Here is a 15,222-nt window from a genome sequence, read left to right as displayed (position 1 = left end):
TGTCAATACAGTTAATTACATATTAAAGATAGTAATAATCAGAGATATATACAATGTTTCTAACCGAAAACAGGCAAAATGCCGTGCAACGGTCTCTTTTTGTCCTCCTTCAAAGCTTTTCTCTCATCAACATTCTGAAATTTGAGCTAAAATATAAATCTCGGCGACCTCTACGTGTCGCTATAAAAAGCTACCTACTCTCCAACATCAACCGACTACTGCAAGAAGAACTATCGGCAATCAAACATTCGCAAAAGATGTTTTCTTCCAATCTTACTTGCTTACTTACTATTTATAAGTAGCTTTGCAGTAAACCGCATAGTAACAGAATAAGTTATGAGGCAGAAATTCACTTTAATCACATTGGGAGTGAAAGACTTTCAAAAGGCATTGGCTTTCTACGAAGGCTTGGGTTGGAAGAAATCCGAACAGAGTCAGGAAGCCTATGCTCTGTTCCCTTTGGGTGGGATAGTTTTGGGATTGTACCCACTGCCGAAACTTGAAGAGGATACAACATTAACGCACCAACAGACAGCCTTTCCAGGCATGACAATCAGTTATAACGCCACTTCGGAGGAAGAAGTCGATGCTGTGATGCAGGAAGTCGAACGGCTAGGAGCGACCATTGTGAAACCTGCTCAGAAAGTGTTTTGGGGTGGTTATAGCGGCTATTTCAAGGATTTGGACGGCTATGTATTCGAGGTAGCCTACAATCCGTTTTGGCAGATTGACCATGAAGGAAATCTTGTTATGTAATTCGTCAGACACAATGACCAAAGAACAGACAGTATTAAGGGATTAACAATAATGAACGCTGCATGAAAATTAAAACTCACAATGTAGACAATACAAAAGTGGCTGAAATTATAACCGACAAATTAATCTTAAGATCTACTGAGGATGGATTAGATTTGTTGGGGAACCTGTACTATCAAGGCTTTAACAAACTCATTATCCATAAAGAGAATATCACACCTGATTTTTTTGACTTAAAAACTAAAATAGCAGGGGATATACTTCAAAAATTCGTGCAATACCAAATGCCTTTGATTATTGTTGGCGATTTTTCCGAATACAACAGCAAGAGCCTTAACGACTTTATTTTTGAATCTAACAAAGGCAAACAAATCAACTTTATCAAAGACTTAAGCAATATCTTGTAATCTTATCCTATTCCCTCTGGCAAGTTTTTCAGACGTTGGCTGGTCTTCTTGTGTATTGTTTCCCCTTACTCTTTACCCTCCCCAATCGTGTGAAGTAGTCCTTTCCCAGTGGCTACCCCTACATTGCTCGGTCTATAATAACACGGCAAAAGGCTCCCATTGTATCGCTTCTTTTTATTTGCCCCTCAAAGAGCAAAGTAGCGCAGTCACGAGGCTTTTTGTACCTTTGTTATATGTGGAGGGCTGTGTAGACAGGTGGCTCTCTCTATGATTTGATAACTAAATACGAAAGTTGATATGATGAATAAGCTATACCATCTGGCGGAGTATCCGCAGCGCCTACGCACACGCTTTGCGCACAAAACCATTATTCGCTACTACGACGCACTCAAATCGGTATGGCTAAGCCTCAATGGTGAGGAAGTCGCCGATAAGTGCCTTGATGCAGCTAAGGCGCTAGCTCGAGAGGGCATCAAGCCCGGCGACAGAGTGGGGATATATTCGCCCAATGCGGTCCATGGCGTGATGGCAGAGTTTGGGCTCTATATGATGCGTGGAGTTTCCGTCCCCCTCTATGCCACCAGCACCCCAGAGCAAGTAGACTTCATCGTGTCGGACGCAGAGCTGAAGCTGATGTTTGTCGGCGAGCAGTTTCAGTACAACAATGCCTTCGAGGTACAGCAGCGCAGCAACACCCTCGAGCGCATCATCATCTTCGACGACAATGTCGTACTACACCCCGAGGACAAGACCTCTATGTACTACGACGAATTCATTCGCCGTGGCGACTCCAAGACCAACGAAAACAAAGCCAACGTAACCGCCTCGCAGGCCTTATCCAACGATATGGCTCTGATTATATACACCTCAGGAACCTCGGGTAGAAGCAAAGGCGTAGTACTGCGCCATAGCAACTTCATGAAACAGATTGAGGTGCACGAGAAACTCTTCCGCTTCGTCACTCCCAAGGACGTAAGCATGAGCTTCCTGCCCCATAGCCATATCTTCGAGAAGACATGGGTGTATTTCTGCCTCTACATGGGTTGCACCACAGCCATTCTCAAAGATCCTAAGCGAATCCTACAAGCACTGCCAGAGATTAAGCCAACGATGATGTGCAACGTACCTCGCTTCTGGGAGAAGGTGTACGCTGGCGTACAAGACAAAATCAGCCAAGCCTCCCCTCTGCAACAGAAGATCCTGCGGCATGCGATCAGTATCGGCGAGCGATATCAGCTCCATTACTACAACGAAGGTAAACGGGCCCCTCTACACGTCAGCCTCCTCTACAAGCTCTACAAGAATACACTATTTACCAAGCTCAAACGTGTGCTAGGTTTGCAGCGAGGCCGCTTCTTTCCTGTAGCGGGCGCATCGCTATCGGTAGAGGTCAATCGTTTCTTGCAGTCGGTGAGTATCCCGATCTGCTTCGGCTATGGTCTATCCGAGTCTACGGCTACGGTTAGCTTCTGTCCGCTCCAAGGCTTCAAGATAGACTCCGTGGGCGAGATCCTCGAGCATGTACAGGTACGCATTGATCCTGCAACCAACGAAATTCAGCTCAAGGGGCCAACGATCATCACCGAGTACTACAACAACCCCGAGGCTAACGCCACGAGCTTTACCGCCGACGGCTTCTTCCGCACTGGCGATGCAGGCCGCCTAGAGGGGCGTGTGCTTTACTTCACCGAGCGCATCAAAGACCTCTTCAAGACTGCCAATGGCAAGTACATCGCCCCACAGATGCTCGAGGGGCTACTGGCCACGGATCCCATCTTCGAGCAGGTAGCTATCATCGGCGATGGATACAAATTCGTCAGCGCACTGATCTACCCCAACTGGGAGATCCTGCGCAAAGAAGCGAAGGACAGAGGGGTAGACACGGAGCGCAGCGAAGAGGAGCTAGCTAAGGACTATGAAGTGTATCGTCTGATGATGGCGCACATCGAGCATGCCCTAGGCTCCGTAGCTCAGTATGAGAAGATCAAGCACTTTACTCTCCTCTCCACTCCTTTCACTATCGAGAGTGGCGAGCTGACCTCCACTCTCAAAATCAAACGCTCGGTGGTGGCCAAGAAATACGCCGAGCAGATCGCCAAGATGTATGAGGAAGCCAACATACGAACAGTAGAACCACAATAATAAATATGATAACGACAGACCAACTGAATGCCCTGTTGGAGCGCAAGCTTGCGCTGAGGAGGTATCTTTGACGTCGATAACAGACGCATACAACTGGAGGAAGAAGAGCTACGAACTGCCGACCCCAACTTCTGGGAAGACCGCACCCGAGCGGAGGCGCAGATGCGTCTAGTGGGGGAGCTACGGCGCTGGATCGAGGGCTACGACACGGCCGAGCGACTGACCGAGGAGGTTAGGCTCGCCCTAGAGTTCTGCAAAGAAGGCATATCAAGTGAGGAGGAGGTAGAAGAAGCCTACCGCCAAGCCATTGAGCACTTCGAGGCAATCGAGCTACGCAATATGCTCCGTGCCGAGGAGGACAAACTCGGAGCAGTGCTCAAGATCAACGCTGGCGCAGGTGGTACCGAGAGCCAAGACTGGGCGGAGATGCTGGCACGCATGTACCGCCGCTGGGCAGACAAACAAGGCTACCAAGCCACCATCACCAACTGGCAGGACGGTGACGAGGCAGGCATCAAAACTATGACGATGCAGATAGAGGGTGACCAAGCCTATGGCTTCCTCAAAAGTGAGAACGGCGTACACCGCCTCGTGCGTGTATCACCCTACAATGCTCAAGGCAAGCGTATGACGAGTTTCGCCTCAGTCTTCGTCGTGCCACTAGTGGACGACACTATCGAGATTGAGGTCAATCCCGCCAATCTAAGCTGGGACACCTTTCGCTCGAGCGGAGCTGGTGGGCAGAACGTCAATAAGGTAGAGACTGGCGTGCGCCTACACTACCTCTATCGTGACCCCGACACTGGTCAGGAAGAAGAGATCATCATCGAGAATACCGAGAGCCGCTCGCAGACAGACAACCGAGAGAACGCTCTGCGCCTCCTACGCTCCCAGCTCTACGACAAAGAACTGGAGAAGCGACGCCGAGCACAGGCCGAGGTCGAGGCAGGGAAAAAGAAGATTGAGTGGGGGGCGCAGATCCGCAGCTATGTCTTCGACGACAGACGCGTCAAGGATCACCGCACGAACCACCAGACCAGCAACGTCAATGCGGTCATGGACGGTGATATCGATGACTTCATCAAGGCCTACCTAATGATGTTTGCCGAGAAGCCCGAGTAAAGCTCAACCAACGTAGAACCTAGCAACGATACGCCAAGGGGCAGCGTCTAGCCTACCAGCTGGACACTGCCCCTTGGCTGTGTCATCTATGCGACACACTCAATATCTTGAAATTACCTACCTTTGCAGCTTCAAATAAAGGCTCCCCTACTCCGACTTTTAACGAGGGTCAAAACACTTTATCCGCAGTGGGTGTTGTAATTGGGAGTGAATATAACTTAACGGTAAATAAAAGTTCATGCAAGAGAACGATAATATTATAGACGAGGTAACCTCAGGCGAATACAAGTACGGGTTCACCACCGATATAGACACCGAGACCATAGGCAAAGGACTCACAGAGGATACCATTCGCCTCATCTCGGCCAAGAAGGAAGAGCCTGAGTGGCTACTACAATATAGACTAGATGCATTCAAGGTTTGGCAGGCGATGCCTATGCCCGATTGGGCGCAGCTCAATATCCCTGCTATCGACTATCAGGATATCATCTACTACGCCGCTCCTAAGAAAAAGGACGGCCCCAAGAGCCTCGACGAAGTAGACCCAGAGCTACTCAAAACATTCGAGAAGCTCGGCATTCCGCTACACGAACAGAAGATCCTAAGTGGTATCGCTGTAGATGCCGTGATGGACTCTGTTTCGGTTAAGACGACATTTAAGGAGAAGCTCGCCGAGAAGGGGATTATTTTCTGCTCCTTCAGCGAGGCAGTTAAGGAACACCCCGAGCTCGTACGTCAGTATCTAGGTACGGTAGTGCCCGTGAAGGACAATTTCTTCGCTGCGCTCAACTCCGCAGTCTTCAGCGACGGGTCTTTCGTCTATATCCCCAAGGGTGTTCGCTGCCCTATGGAGCTATCCACATACTTCCGTATCAACGCGATCAATACGGGTCAGTTTGAGCGCACGCTCATCGTAGCTGACGAGGGTGCTTACGTGAGCTATCTGGAGGGCTGTACCGCCCCACAGCGCAACGAGAACCAGCTACACGCAGCTATCGTAGAGATCATCGCCGAGACAGATGCCGAGGTCAAATACTCTACTGTGCAGAACTGGTACCCCGGCGACAAGGAAGGCAAGGGTGGTATCTACAACTTCGTAACCAAGCGTGGCATCTGCCGTGGCGACCGCTCCAAGATCAGCTGGACTCAAGTAGAGACCGGTTCGGCTATCACATGGAAGTATCCCAGCTGTGTGCTCAAGGGAGACGACTCGGTGGGCGAGTTCTACTCAGTGGCTGTCACCAACAACCATCAGCAGGCCGACACAGGCACCAAGATGATACACCTAGGTAAGAATACCCGTAGCCGCATCGTATCCAAAGGTATTAGCGCAGGACATAGCCAAAATAGCTACCGTGGTCTGGTGCAAGTGGGTAAGAACGCTACTGGCGCACGCAACCACTCGCAGTGCGATAGCCTACTACTCGGTAGTCTCTGCGGAGCTCATACCTTCCCATACGTACAAGTGGACAACGACACAGCCATCATCGAGCACGAGGCCACGACCAGCAAGATCAGCGAAGACCAGATCTTCTACTGCCAGCAGCGTGGTATCGGTGTGGAGGAAGCCGTAGGACTCATCGTCAATGGCTACGCAAAGGAAGTAATGAATAAGCTACCGATGGAGTTTGCCGTAGAAGCTCAGAAGCTACTGAGCATCTCGCTAGAGGGTTCTGTCGGCTAATCGAATAAATCAAAGCAACAGACTGCGATATGTTTGCGCTACAAAGATTGATCTCTAGGCGAATAAGCTATCTGCTCGTGTGCCTGCTTGGCTGCGTAAGCCTGCTCGCTCAGAGTCCACAGGCACCAGACCCAGTCCTACAGATGCCTATCCTCAAGCCTAGCAAACCTAGACGAGTGTGGTCACTCTCTGCATCAATTGGGGCGAGCAACCTTACCGCTGTCAAGAGAAACACCGAGGTACGTAGGCACGGCTGGGAAGAGGTTGGGAACATCGGAGCGGAAGTATTCCTCCCACGTACCGACATATCTATCTTTGGCAATCTAATGGGCGAGTCGCTTGACGTCTGGGATCTCGACTACAAGGTCGGGGGGCTAGAGCTGGGTGCTAGGTACTATATGCGCCCAGCACGTATCATCTCTCCCTATGTGGGCCTATCGGGGATATGGACCTTCGAACACTCTGGTAAGGTCGGAGATATGTCTAGTAGCAGCAATGGCATCAACTGGATCCAAACTGGCGATCTATCGAGAATCAGCCTCTCGCCTTCGATAGGCTTAGACCTCAAAGTGTTTTCATTCCTCTCCCTGACTGCGGAATACAATCCACGCTTGCCTATCGGTTCATCGTTACGCTTCCTCGGCACAGAGCCAAGCACACTAAGTAGCATATCCCTTAGGACAAATGGTTTGAGGCACAATATTATGCTAGGTGTCAAAGTCAATTTCCTAGACAGTAAGGAGATCAACGAAGGAGTAATTACTCTTTTCGATTGGCTGTACTACATCTTCGGCAAAAGAACAACGAGATATTAAATAAACATCAACATATAAAATGCTTAGAATAGAAAATCTGCAAGCCAACATCGGCGATAAAGAAATACTCAAGGGCATCAACCTAGAGGTTAAGCCCGGCGAGATCCACGCCATCATGGGTCCCAATGGCTCTGGTAAGAGCACGCTATCCTCTGTACTTGTGGGTCACCCTGCCTATGAAGTGACGGGTGGCTCCGTGAGCTTCGAGGGCGAAGATATCCTAGAGCTCGAGCCGGAGGAGCGTGCTCATCGTGGACTCTTCCTCAGCTTCCAGTACCCAGTAGAGATCCCCGGGGTAAGTATGGTAAACTTTATGCGTGCGGCCGTAAACGAGCATCGCAAGGCCACTGGTCAGGAGCCTATCTCTGCTAGCGACTTCCTCAAGCTGATGAAGGAGAAGCGTGCACTCGTGGAGCTAGACAATAAGCTCGCCAGCCGCTCGGTGAACGAAGGATTCTCTGGCGGTGAGAAGAAGCGCAACGAGATCTTCCAGATGGCTATGCTAGAGCCTAAGCTCGCTATCCTCGACGAAACGGATAGCGGTCTAGACATCGACGCTCTACGTGTCGTAGCCAATGGGGTAAACGCTCTACGCAGCCCAGAGCGCAGCACGATTGTCATCACGCACTACCAAAGACTACTCGACTACATCAAGCCTGACTTCGTACACGTGCTCTACAACGGACGCATCGTGCGTAGCGGGGGACCCGAGCTAGCTCTGCTACTCGAGGAAAAGGGTTATGACTGGATCAAGGACGAAGTGGGAGAATAAGCCGATGGGACAGTTAGAAACACAGCTCGCAGCGCTCGCCCAGACTGCAGACTTATGCCCCTGCAGGCAGGTAGCACTACAGAGATTTAGGCGGATCGGCTTGCCCGCATACCACTCCGAGGCTTATCAGCGCACAGACCTCTCGGCGATGCTCGAGGGAGAATGGACGATTACAGAGGGGAGCTACCAATACAATATCGAGGAGCTACAACTCCCCGAGGGTGCTTACATAGGGCCGCTAAGTGGCTTCAAGGGCAATCTGCCTAAGATCTACTCCACCGACGAAGACCCACTACAAGCACTTATTGAGGGCTTAGACGATCACGCTTTCTTGGTCTATCTACCCAAGAGAGCTAAACTCGCCCAACCGCTCAACTACACTTATTTACTAGAGCAAGCCCCCACTGGGGCGATGCTGCTCAGTCGCTTCATCATCGTCGTAGAGGACGAGGCGGAGGTAGAGATAGTGGGTTATGACCGCAATCGCTCGGCCAATCGTAGTGTGAGTCTACAGAGTACAGAGATCTATGTGGGTCGTGCTGCCAAGCTCAGCCTTACAGACATCGAAGACAGCTCTGCTGTAGCCCAGCGCATCAGCACACTTCATCTGCATCAAGAAGGAGAGAGTGTAGCAAATCTCAACTTCATCTCCCTGCACTCTGGCAAAACACGCAACAACTACTACTGCGACCTTGCAGGCGAATATGCCTCACTATCGCTCGGTGGTATCGTGATCGCTTCGGACGATGAGCACGTAGACAACAGCTCTTATATCGCTCACTCAGTGCCTCACTGCACGAGCAATGAACTATTCAAGTACGTACTATCCGACCGTAGCTATGGAGTCTTCACAGGCCGTATTCTCGTGGCGCAAGATGCCCAAAAGACGCAGGCCTATCAGAACAATCGAAACCTACTCCTCAGCAGCGAGGCACGCATGCAGGCTAAGCCCCAGCTGGAGATCTATGCCGATGACGTGAAGTGCAGCCACGGTATGACTACTGGTCAGCTCAGCGAGAGCGCACTCTTCTATATGCGTCAGCGTGGTATCGCCAAGGACGAAGCCAAGCGACTACTAAGTATCGCCTTCGCCGAAGACGTACTCCAGCTCATCGAGCGTGAAGAGCTACGTGACAGCCTCCGAGAGCAGGTCGCCAGCCGCTTCACATTCTAGGCAAAGAAGAGCCGCAGATAAGCCGTTAATATCTATCCAGCCCACCAGTCCCGACAAATCTTTGGGACGAGTGGGCTGGATATTTGCATTTAATTCGTACCTTTGTAGCGACAAATAACCCAAACGTGGAGAGATTTGAGCTGCTTGCAACCACGAGAAAAAATGCTAAATCGTAGTAACTACTTCTATTGAACTAACCCATCGGCAGTCCTTGCCCTAGAGATTTGTAGTTATTTCCCCTTTAGCTTTCCACTCTACTTGCACCGCTTCACTCAGTGATACCGTATGGGCATATCAGATATATCAACAATAAAAACTGAGATAATATGAAGTATCTATTTACCTCCGAGAGCGTATCGGAGGGACACCCCGACAAACTGGCGGATCAGATTTCTGATGCCGTCCTAGACCAATTCATGGCTCTAGACCCAGAGAGCAAAGTAGCCTGCGAAACACTCGTAACCACTGGGCAGGTTGTGCTGGCTGGCGAAATTAAGAGCGAGGCTTACGTAGATGTACAGACTACGGCACGTGATGTTATTCGCCGAGTTGGCTATACCAAGAGTGAGTACTGCTTCGACGCCAATAGCTGTGGCATTCTCTCTGCCCTACACGAGCAGAGTGCAGATATCAACCGTGGAGTAGATCGTGCCGATAGAGAAAATCAGGGCGCTGGCGACCAAGGTCTGATGTTTGGCTATGCCTGTTGCGAAACACCGAACTATATGCCTCTACCCATTGACCTAAGCCATGCCCTGCTACTTGAGCTGGCAAAGATCCGCAAGGAGGAGCTTCACCTAATGCCTTACCTACGCCCAGATGCCAAGAGCCAAGTAACGGTAGAGTACGACGAGGCACACCAACCCGTGCGCATCGACACCATTGTCATCAGCACCCAACACGACGACTTCATCAAGCCCGCCAATGATAGCCTCGAGGCTATTGCCGAGGCAGACCTAGCGATGCAAGCACGCATCAAAGCCGATGTAGAGCAGATTCTTCTGCCTCGCGTTAAGGCTAATTATGGCATAGAGGTAAGTAAGCTATTCGACTCAAACCTCAAACTACATGTCAATCCCACTGGCAAGTTCGTCATCGGTGGCCCTCACGGCGACACAGGTCTGACCGGGCGCAAGATCATCGTAGACACGTATGGCGGCAGAGCCTCTCATGGTGGTGGTGCATTCTCGGGCAAGGACCCTAGCAAGGTAGACCGCTCGGCAGCATACGCTGCTCGTCATATCGCTAAAAATATGGTAGCAGCCGGTGTAGCAGACGAGATGCTCGTACAGCTCTCGTACGCCATCGGGGTAGCCCAACCTATTAATATCTATGTAGATACCAAGGGTAGTAGAAAGATCGGGCTGAGCGACGCCGAGATCGCCGATCGCATCGTCGCTCTCTTTGACCTACGCCCCTACGCCATCGAGCAGCGCCTCAAGCTCCGCCAACCAATGTACGAAGAAACTGCGGCATACGGCCACTTCGGTCGTGAGCCACGTGTCGTAACCAAGCACTTCCCAACCTATCATCGTGGCACACTGGAGTGCGAGGTAGAGCTCTTCACATGGGAAAGGCTCGACTACGTGGAGCAGATCAAAGCAGCCTTTGGCCTATAAGAGCCACGAGCTAAGCTAATAAAAGGGAAACCGGTTGTAGATCAAATACAAATCTACAACCGGCTATTTCCTTCTTACTCCCTAGAAGCTCCTACAGCAACTTCTGCAGTGTAGGAGGATAGTCTAGCTCTAGTCCTCTAAGAGTCTCTAGGCTACTAAGTCCAGCTTCCGTCAGTTGGCACACCACCTGACGACGGTCTACGCTCCCAGCCGTGCGTTTGATAAGATTACGACGCTCTAGGCTGGCAAGTAACTTGGATGTGTGCGCAGGCAAGAAGCCCGTCAGACGAGAAACTTCTGTAGAAAGTCTACTATCTGAACCTAAAGCACAGAGAAGAATCGCCTCATTGAGGTCTACTCCTACTTGCTCGATTAGTTGGTCTTCTAGCTGCCTCAACCCAAGAAATAGGTCGCGCATTAAACAGATTGTCTGAATCTTTTCCATAATTTTACCGAAACAAAATTATATAAAAAGATTTATATTGGCTTGATTAGCACGTTGCATATATGTAGCCACACCTCCTATCGTCACCTCTGGAAGGAGCTCCTCACGACTAATACCCATCACATCCATCGACATCTGACAGGCGATAAACTCGACACCTGCTGCTATGGCTTGATCACGTAGAGCCTCCAGTGAATCAACGCCTTTCGCCCTCATCACACGGCGCATCATCCACGAGCCAATCCCTCCCATATTCATCTTGCTTAATGCCAATCCTGTGCTGTCTTTGGGTAACATAAAGCCAAACATCTTGCCCCAAATATCTTTTTTAGGTGGTACAATACCGCCCCGTTTTACGGCATTAAGGCCCCAAAATGTAAAGAATATAGTTACTTTCTCTCCCGTAGCAGCCGCTCCGTTGGCTAAAACGAAAGTAGCTAGAGCCTTGTCCAAGTCATCGCTAAAGAGAATGAAGGTCTTACCCTGTGGCTGAGCAGATGAAGAACATGAGGCTTCGGACGCAGCTGTACGATCGGCCTTCTCGATAGTCACATAGTAGTCACCTCTATCTCCCCCACCCTCTACGAAGCGGTTACCCGTAGTCTGGCACCATGCCTTGGCATCACGCACAAATCCGGGGTCGGTAGCGACGAGGCGTAGGCGGTCGCCCACCTCCAGCTCCTGCATAGCCTTGGCAAGGGTAACGATTGGTCCCGGGCAACATAGGCCACGAGCATCAATCTCTGTACAAGGCTTATCGCTCTGAGCCGTGTGGTAGGAGGCAGCAGCAGAGACTACCTCCCGTGGGCGTGCAGGTGCATTGTAGTCGGCAGTGGCTGCACTCCATAGTTTGAAGCCTCCCACCAAATTACGCACATCGGCGAAACCTCTCTGGCGTAAGATATTCGACGCCAAATACCCCCTAAGACCTACTGCACAATATACGTATATGGGACGCATAGGGTCTAGTCTATCGAGTAAGCCACGTAGCTCGTCCACGGGTAGATTGATCGCCCCCGGGATATGCCCCAGCTGATACTCGGCAGGGGTACGCACATCGACGAGCGTTGCCTGACCTAGATCCTCGGGATTTAGATCACGCCAGTAGAGGGGCTTGACCTTGCCCGAGATAATGTTGGAGGCAACATAGCCGACCAAAGCTACGGGATCCTTGGCTGAAGCAAAGGGCGGAGCGTAGGCCTGCTCCGTCTTGACCAAGTCGGCGACAGTACCTGAGTTTTTGATTAGTTGAGCAATTGAGTCAATACGCTTATCTACCCCCTCTATCCCTACGGCCTGAGCGCCATAGATACGACCAGTCTTGGGGTCGAAAGTAAGCTTAAGTGTGAGCTGATGAGCTCCGGGGTAATAGGTCGCATGGCTAGAGGGGTGAATAGTGGCCGACTGATAGGGTAGACCAGCTTGCTTGAGCGCCTTAGCCGGTAGGCCCGTGGCAGCCACCGTGATGTCAAAAACTTTGGCAATAGATGTGCCGATAGATCCCTCGTATGGCTCCGAGCTACCCGTCACCATAGCATCGGCTACTAGACGAGCTTGTCGATTGGCTGGCCCTGCTAGGTAGTTGAGCCAAGGCTGACCAGTAATAGGGTGCGGATACTCAATAGCATCGCCAACGGCATAGACATCTGCCGCCGAAGTCTGGAAGTGCGCATCGACCTTGATCCCACCTCGCTCACCAAGTGCTATACCAGCCTTAGTGGCCAGCTCCGTTCGGGGACGAACGCCAATAGAGAGCAGCAGAATATCTGCCTCTAGTAGCTCGCCAGTAGACAGGCGAAGCGAGAGTGCACCAGAGGCCGTAGAGGCAATCTGCTCCAACCCCTGCCCTAGGTACAGCCCTACCCCATGCTCACGCAGATGGGCATGTACGAAGCTGGCCATAGAGAAGTCTATTGGAGCCATAACCTGAGGAGCAAGCTCCACGACGCTAACCTGCATCCCCTGCTCATGCAAGTTCTCTGCCATCTCTAGGCCGATAAATCCACCACCCACGATCACAGCCCTACGGGGCTTATGCTCATTGACAAAAGTTTTGATGCGGTCGGTGTCCTCTACCGTACGCATCGTGAATACCCCGGGCAGATCAGCCCCCTCTATCTTGGGGACAATAGGCATCGCTCCGGGAGATAGCAATAGCTTGTCATAGCTCTCACGATAGATAGAGCCATCGGCACGCCGTATCTCTACGGTATGCTCATCGGGATACACCGCCGTGACGGTCTGCTGTGTGCGGACATCGAGAGCAAAGCGTACACCGAAGCTCTCTGGGGTCTGCACAAATAGTTTACTACGATCCTTGATGGTGCCACCTATATAATATGGTAGACCACAGTTGGCGTAGGAGATATAGGCACTACTCTCTATGAGCACAATCTCCGCATGCTCATCAAGACGCCTCATACGGGCGGCCGCAGTAGCGCCACCAGCTACACCACCTACGATCAGATACTTAGACATAGTTTCTTTTTATTGAGTATGATAAATTTTGATTTGTTGTCGCTATTGCAAACGAGCTCTATATCCCAATAACTATCCTTCTCTCTATTTTGTTTTCATAGGATATGATAATATTTCCATTGGATGCGTATGGCAGATAGATAGCCATACTTGACTAGAAATGGTCGGACAATCGGTACGGGTGTTCCTCTACAAATGGTAGATTGGAGCAGAGCCCTGATGAAGCTCTGTGTGTAGATGCCTAAAAACCGACCTACGCCAAAGACAAAGGACTAGAAGTGGATCTGTACCACCTCTAGTCCTAACTTGGGGATCTGTGGAGTATAGCGGACTCGAACCGCTCACCTCGACACTGCCAGTGTCGCGCTCTAGCCAGATGAGCTAATACCCCTTGGTCTGATTTGCACTGCAAAGGTACATAATATTTTCAATTGATCGTATCTTTGTGTAGATTTTTTTGAGGAGTTGCGACCAAATACTGCACCATAGTAGAGGCGTACCTATATAGAACAGTCATGATACAAATCGTTTACAACACGACATTCGTCATAGAGGAGAGGATCAAAGATGATTTTCTCCGCTTCGTCAAAGAGGTTTACATTCCCGGCACTCTAGCCCATGGTATCCTCGCCGATGCACGCCTGATGCGCGTTGTCACCGCCCCAAGCGACGAGCCTACTCTAAGCTATGCCTTACAGTTCGTCGCCTCTAGCCAGAGCGAGCTATCGACCTATCTGGCAGACCAAGGACGTATCTACCCAGAGCAGCTCCTTCGCCAGTTCGGCCAGTCAGTCGTAGGCTTCACCACACTGATGGAGCTTGAACAGCTCTAGAGGCGGATGAGAGGCGAGCGCATCATTCTCGGTATAGACCCCGGTACCATCATCATGGGTTACGGGCTGATCCGTGTCCTCGGCAACAAGGCCGAGCTACTAGCCATGGGGGTAATCCATCTAGACAAAATGGAGAACCACTATATGCGCCTCAAGCGCATCTTCGATCGTATCTCTGGGCTAATCGAGGAGTTCAATCCCGACGAGCTAGCGATCGAGGCTCCATTCTTCGGCAAGAATGTGCAGAGTATGCTCAAGCTCGGTCGTGCGCAAGGCGTAGCTATGGCGGCGGCTCTCAAGTATGACATCCCCATTACCGAGTATGTCCCTATGCGCATCAAGCAAGCCATTACGGGCAATGGCAATGCCTCCAAAGAGCAGGTAGCAGGCATGCTACAGCGCTACCTCAAAATCCCCCCAAGCTCCATGCCCAAGGAACTAGACGCCACCGATGGACTAGCAGCAGCCCTCTGCCACCACTTCTTAACCTCCTCTCCCATGACAAGTGCCTCTAGCTCCGCAACTAAAAACTGGTCGGACTTTGTCCGCCAAAACCCCGAACGCATACAAGGCCTTAGACCTAAAAAGTAATCCCCCAGCTCCAGCAGGGCGATAGCGGTGTATCATACAAGCCCGAGGGATATGCGTCCAATTGGGCCTAGCATCTCCGCACCCTCCGTGTAGAGTACCAAAAGAGCCTCGCTACATTCCTAAAGGGCAATCGAACTTTTTAAGAAATCGAAGGACTGATCCTCTTGGGTTGATGGATCAATCCGTGGAGATATGTCCACTGATCGGGGAGAATTGATGGGAAGGAAAGTCAAGAGCAAGGCGAAAAAACTCTGCAAACGCCCAGAATACGAACACAAACATCTATATGAGACTATTGCACAATCACCCCCTTCGTTGCCTCAGTTCTCTAGAGTTGTGTTTTTGCTGCTTGAGGCAGTTTTTCCAGGGCAACCGCATCAAATC

Annotated in this window: 13 protein-coding genes and 1 tRNA gene; 11 read left to right on the top strand and 3 right to left on the bottom strand. The window is 50.8% G+C overall.

From position 1 onward, the window contains the following. The first annotated feature begins 336 nt into the window (after positions 1 to 336). The 9 genes from HQ41_RS05290 to metK all read left to right on the top strand — a co-directional run bounded on the left by HQ41_RS05290 (position 337) and on the right by metK (position 10,491). Complete coding sequence (locus HQ41_RS05290) at positions 337 to 756, top strand: VOC family protein (RefSeq protein WP_044188919.1); 420 nt, start codon at positions 337 to 339, stop codon at positions 754 to 756. Between the two features lie 62 nt (positions 757 to 818). Beyond that, positions 819 to 1,163, top strand: coding sequence for a DUF4180 domain-containing protein (locus HQ41_RS05285; RefSeq protein ID WP_044188916.1), 345 nt, complete (start codon positions 819 to 821; stop codon positions 1,161 to 1,163). A gap of 300 nt (positions 1,164 to 1,463) precedes the next feature. Further along, complete coding sequence (locus HQ41_RS05280; protein ID WP_369794222.1) at positions 1,464 to 3,305, top strand: long-chain fatty acid--CoA ligase; 1,842 nt, start codon at positions 1,464 to 1,466, stop codon at positions 3,303 to 3,305. A gap of 5 nt (positions 3,306 to 3,310) precedes the next feature. After that, positions 3,311 to 4,427 (top strand): peptide chain release factor 2 gene (prfB, locus tag HQ41_RS05275; protein WP_152567350.1). Its coding sequence is split into 2 segments (ribosomal slippage): positions 3,311 to 3,373 and positions 3,375 to 4,427, totalling 1,116 coding nucleotides; the frame shifts between segments, so codons are not numbered across the junction. A gap of 238 nt (positions 4,428 to 4,665) precedes the next feature. Next, complete coding sequence (sufB, locus tag HQ41_RS05270) at positions 4,666 to 6,111, top strand: Fe-S cluster assembly protein SufB (RefSeq protein WP_044188906.1); 1,446 nt, start codon at positions 4,666 to 4,668, stop codon at positions 6,109 to 6,111. Between the two features lie 29 nt (positions 6,112 to 6,140). After that, positions 6,141 to 6,926: an autotransporter outer membrane beta-barrel domain-containing protein gene (locus tag HQ41_RS05265; RefSeq protein ID WP_044188902.1), complete on the top strand. Its 786-nt coding sequence runs from the start codon at positions 6,141 to 6,143 to the stop codon at positions 6,924 to 6,926. A 19-nt stretch (positions 6,927 to 6,945) separates the two neighbouring features. Beyond that, complete coding sequence (sufC, locus tag HQ41_RS05260; RefSeq protein ID WP_044188899.1) at positions 6,946 to 7,698, top strand: Fe-S cluster assembly ATPase SufC; 753 nt, start codon at positions 6,946 to 6,948, stop codon at positions 7,696 to 7,698. After that, on the top strand, positions 7,667 to 8,872 hold the full coding sequence (gene sufD / locus HQ41_RS05255) for a Fe-S cluster assembly protein SufD (protein ID WP_081964767.1): 1,206 nt from the start codon (positions 7,667 to 7,669) through the stop codon (positions 8,870 to 8,872). The genes sufC and sufD overlap by 32 nt, the downstream gene beginning before the upstream one ends. Before the next feature lie 326 nt (positions 8,873 to 9,198). Further along, positions 9,199 to 10,491 (top strand): methionine adenosyltransferase, encoded by a 1,293-nt coding sequence (gene metK / locus HQ41_RS05250; protein ID WP_044188893.1) that lies wholly within the window; start codon positions 9,199 to 9,201, stop codon positions 10,489 to 10,491. Positions 10,492 to 10,582: 91 nt separating this feature from the next. Here the strand turns inward: metK and HQ41_RS05245 are convergent, their stop codons facing one another. The 3 genes from HQ41_RS05245 to HQ41_RS05235 all read right to left on the bottom strand — a co-directional run bounded on the left by HQ41_RS05245 (position 10,583) and on the right by HQ41_RS05235 (position 13,805). Beyond that, positions 10,583 to 10,936 (bottom strand): MarR family winged helix-turn-helix transcriptional regulator, encoded by a 354-nt coding sequence (locus tag HQ41_RS05245; RefSeq protein WP_081964766.1) that lies wholly within the window; start codon positions 10,934 to 10,936, stop codon positions 10,583 to 10,585. A gap of 18 nt (positions 10,937 to 10,954) precedes the next feature. After that, entirely contained in the window at positions 10,955 to 13,414 is a 2,460-nt protein-coding gene (locus HQ41_RS05240; protein WP_044188889.1) for an FAD-dependent oxidoreductase, read from the bottom strand. Between the two features lie 317 nt (positions 13,415 to 13,731). Continuing rightward, positions 13,732 to 13,805, bottom strand: a tRNA-Ala gene (locus HQ41_RS05235). Positions 13,806 to 13,929: 124 nt separating this feature from the next. Between HQ41_RS05235 and HQ41_RS05230 the strand changes: the two genes are divergently transcribed. Both HQ41_RS05230 and ruvC read left to right on the top strand, forming a co-directional pair. Continuing rightward, positions 13,930 to 14,247: a DUF4286 family protein gene (locus tag HQ41_RS05230; protein ID WP_044188886.1), complete on the top strand. Its 318-nt coding sequence runs from the start codon at positions 13,930 to 13,932 to the stop codon at positions 14,245 to 14,247. A 6-nt stretch (positions 14,248 to 14,253) separates the two neighbouring features. Beyond that, entirely contained in the window at positions 14,254 to 14,838 is a 585-nt protein-coding gene (ruvC, locus tag HQ41_RS05225; RefSeq protein ID WP_044188884.1) for a crossover junction endodeoxyribonuclease RuvC, read from the top strand. The last annotated feature ends 384 nt before the right edge of the window (positions 14,839 to 15,222 follow it).

Source organism: Porphyromonas sp. COT-290 OH860, assembly GCF_000768935.1.
Classification (GTDB): Bacteria; Bacteroidota; Bacteroidia; order Bacteroidales; family Porphyromonadaceae; genus Porphyromonas.
Note: the sequence above shows the minus strand (reverse complement) of the source record. Positions and strands in the feature narration are given on the sequence as shown.

Coding starts and splice junctions, on each gene's coding strand:
- HQ41_RS05290 (WP_044188919.1), top strand. CDS start 337: ATGAGGCAGAAATTCACTTTAATCACATTGGGAGTGAAAGACTTTCAA.
- HQ41_RS05285 (WP_044188916.1), top strand. CDS start 819: ATGAAAATTAAAACTCACAATGTAGACAATACAAAAGTGGCTGAAATT.
- HQ41_RS05280 (WP_369794222.1), top strand. CDS start 1,464: ATGAATAAGCTATACCATCTGGCGGAGTATCCGCAGCGCCTACGCACA.
- sufB (WP_044188906.1), top strand. CDS start 4,666: ATGCAAGAGAACGATAATATTATAGACGAGGTAACCTCAGGCGAATAC.
- HQ41_RS05265 (WP_044188902.1), top strand. CDS start 6,141: ATGTTTGCGCTACAAAGATTGATCTCTAGGCGAATAAGCTATCTGCTC.
- sufC (WP_044188899.1), top strand. CDS start 6,946: ATGCTTAGAATAGAAAATCTGCAAGCCAACATCGGCGATAAAGAAATA.
- sufD (WP_081964767.1), top strand. CDS start 7,667: ATGACTGGATCAAGGACGAAGTGGGAGAATAAGCCGATGGGACAGTTA.
- metK (WP_044188893.1), top strand. CDS start 9,199: ATGAAGTATCTATTTACCTCCGAGAGCGTATCGGAGGGACACCCCGAC.
- HQ41_RS05245 (WP_081964766.1), bottom strand. CDS start 10,936: ATGGAAAAGATTCAGACAATCTGTTTAATGCGCGACCTATTTCTTGGG.
- HQ41_RS05240 (WP_044188889.1), bottom strand. CDS start 13,414: ATGTCTAAGTATCTGATCGTAGGTGGTGTAGCTGGTGGCGCTACTGCG.
- HQ41_RS05230 (WP_044188886.1), top strand. CDS start 13,930: ATGATACAAATCGTTTACAACACGACATTCGTCATAGAGGAGAGGATC.
- ruvC (WP_044188884.1), top strand. CDS start 14,254: ATGAGAGGCGAGCGCATCATTCTCGGTATAGACCCCGGTACCATCATC.